The following is a 2,394-nucleotide window of genomic DNA, read 5'->3' as shown; positions in this document are numbered from 1 at the left end:
CGTAGTGGTCCTGGGGTTGCCGCGGGGTGGTGTGCCGGTGGCCTACGAGGTCGCCCGCGCGTTGGGCGCCCCGCTGGATGTGTTCGTGGTCCGCAAGCTGGGCGTGCCCGGCCGCGAGGAGGTGGCGATGGGCGCGATCGCCAGCGGCGGGGTGGTGGTGATCAACGACGATGTCGTGCGCGGCGTGGGCATCACCCCGGACGTGATCCAGGGGGTGGCCGAGCAGGAGGGGCGCGAGCTGCAGCGCCGGGAGCAGGCCTACCGGGACGGGCGGCCGATGCCCGAGCTCGCCGGCAGAACGATCATCCTCGTCGACGACGGCCTCGCGACGGGCTCGAGCATGCGCGCGGCGATCATCGCGCTGCGCGAGTACCGGCCGGGGCGAATCGTCGTCGCCGTGCCGGCGGCGCCGAAGTCGACCTGCCAGGAGCTCGGAGCGATCGTCGACGAGGTGGTGTGCGCGACGACCCCGTCGCCGTTCTTCGCGGTCGGCGAGTCGTACTGGGACTTCAGCCAGACCACCGACGAAGAGGTGCGGGACCTGCTGCGCGCCGCGGCGACCTCGATCCCGACGCGTACCGAGGAGCGGGTGCTCAGCGACACCGACGTCATCCGATCCGCCGGGATCCCTACCGAGGACGGCGTGCCGTCCGCCGACGCGCTGTTCGACCTGGTCGGGGACGCCCACGTGGTGCTGATCGGGGAGGCATCCCACGGCACCGACGACTTCTACGCCGCGCGGGCGGCGATGACCCGGCGACTGATCGAGGACCAGGGGTTCTGCGCGGTGGCCGTCGAGGCGGACTGGCCGGACGCGTACCGGGTGAACCGGTACGTCCGTGGCCGCTCTGACGACGCCGACGCCGAGGAGGCGATGCGCGGCTTCCAGCGCTTCCCCACCTGGATGTGGCGCAACGCCGTCGCGCTGGAGTTCGTCGGATGGCTGCGCGAGCGCAACGACCGGATCGGCGACGAGCGCAGCAAGGCCGGTTTCTACGGCCTGGACCTCTACAGCCTCTCCCGCTCCATCGACGAGGTGATCACCTACCTCGACCGGGTGGATCCGGCGGCGGCCCAGCGCGCCCGCGAGCGCTACGCCTGCTTCGACCACTACGGCACCGACGACGGCCAGACCTACGGCCTGGCCGCTGCCCTCGGAGCGGGCGAGACCTGCGAAGAACACGTGATCGAGCAACTCGTCGACCTGCAACGCCACGGGATGGAGTACGCCCGCCGTGACGGGCTGCTCGCCGCGGACGAGCAGTTCTACGCCGAGCAGAACGCCAAGGTCGTGAAGAACTCGGCCGCCTACTACCGCTCGATGTTCACCGGCCGCGTGCTGTCGTGGAACCTCCGGGACCGGCACATGGTCGAGACCCTCGACGCGGTCCAGACCCACCTCACGCGGCAACGTGGTGAGCCGGCGAAGGTCGTCGTGTGGGAACACAACTCCCATCTCGGCGACGCCCGGGCGACGGAGATGGCCTCTCAGGGTGAGCTCAACGTCGGCCAGTTGGTGCGGGAAGGATGGTCCGGCGACTCCCGCAGTCTCGGGTTCACCACCTATACCGGGACAGTGACCGCCGCCGACGACTGGGGCGGGGAGGCGCAGCGCAAGTGGGTCCGCCCAGCGCTGCCCGGCAGCGTCGAAGAGCTGTTCCACCAGGTCGGCCAGAAAGAGTTCATGCTCTCCTTCGCCGCGGCCACGCGAGCGGCCGAGCTCCTTCGCACGGCCCGCCTGGAACGCGCGATCGGCGTCATCTACAGCCCCGACACCGAACGAGAGAGCCACTACTTCCGCGCCCGGGTGGCCGACCAGTTCGACGCCGTGATCCACATCGACGACACGCGTGCCCTCGAGCCGCTGGAACGAACCGGTGTCTGGGAGACCGGCGAGGTCCCCGCGACCTATCCGTTCGCGGTCTGACCCATGAGCGCCCCGAGCGGCACCCGTCAGAGCCTGAAGATCCCGGTCACCGGTGTCGTGCTCGACGCCGATCTCGGGATCCCGGAGACCACGCGCGGCGCGGTGCTGTTCGCCCACGGGAGCGGCAGCGGCCGGCGCAGCCCGCGCAATCGCTTCGTCGCCGACGAGCTCAACCGCGCCGGCCTGGTCACCGTGCTGGCCGACCTGCTCACGGCAGAGGAGGAGCAGGTCGACCTGCGGACCGCGGCATTGCGGTTCGACATCGACCTGCTCGCCGAACGGCTCATCGGCCTGACCGACTGGGTCGCCGGCAGCGAATCCACGGCGGGGCTGGGTGTCGGCCTGTTCGGGGCCAGCACCGGCGCCGCGGCCGCGTTGATCGCCGCCGCCGGCCGACCGGCCACCGTGCAGGCGGTCGTCTCCCGCGGGGGCCGACCCGACCTCGCGGGCGCGCACCTGCGCGAGGT

The 2,394-nt window shown here is 71.3% G+C and carries 2 protein-coding genes; both read left to right on the top strand.

The annotated features are described in order from the left end of the window. A partial coding sequence (locus VGD70_RS33165) for an erythromycin esterase family protein (RefSeq protein WP_331088430.1) occupies positions 1-1,927 on the top strand: 1,927 nt, incomplete at its 5' end. A gap of 3 nt (positions 1,928-1,930) precedes the next feature. Then, on the top strand, positions 1,931-2,394 hold a 464-nt coding region (locus VGD70_RS33160), incomplete at its 3' end, for a hydrolase (RefSeq protein ID WP_331088428.1).

This window comes from Actinophytocola sp. (assembly GCF_036402745.1).
GTDB lineage: Bacteria > Actinomycetota > Actinomycetes > Mycobacteriales > Pseudonocardiaceae > Actinophytocola.
The sequence above is the reverse complement of the archived record's forward strand: the minus strand, read 5'-3'. Positions and strand labels throughout refer to the sequence as shown.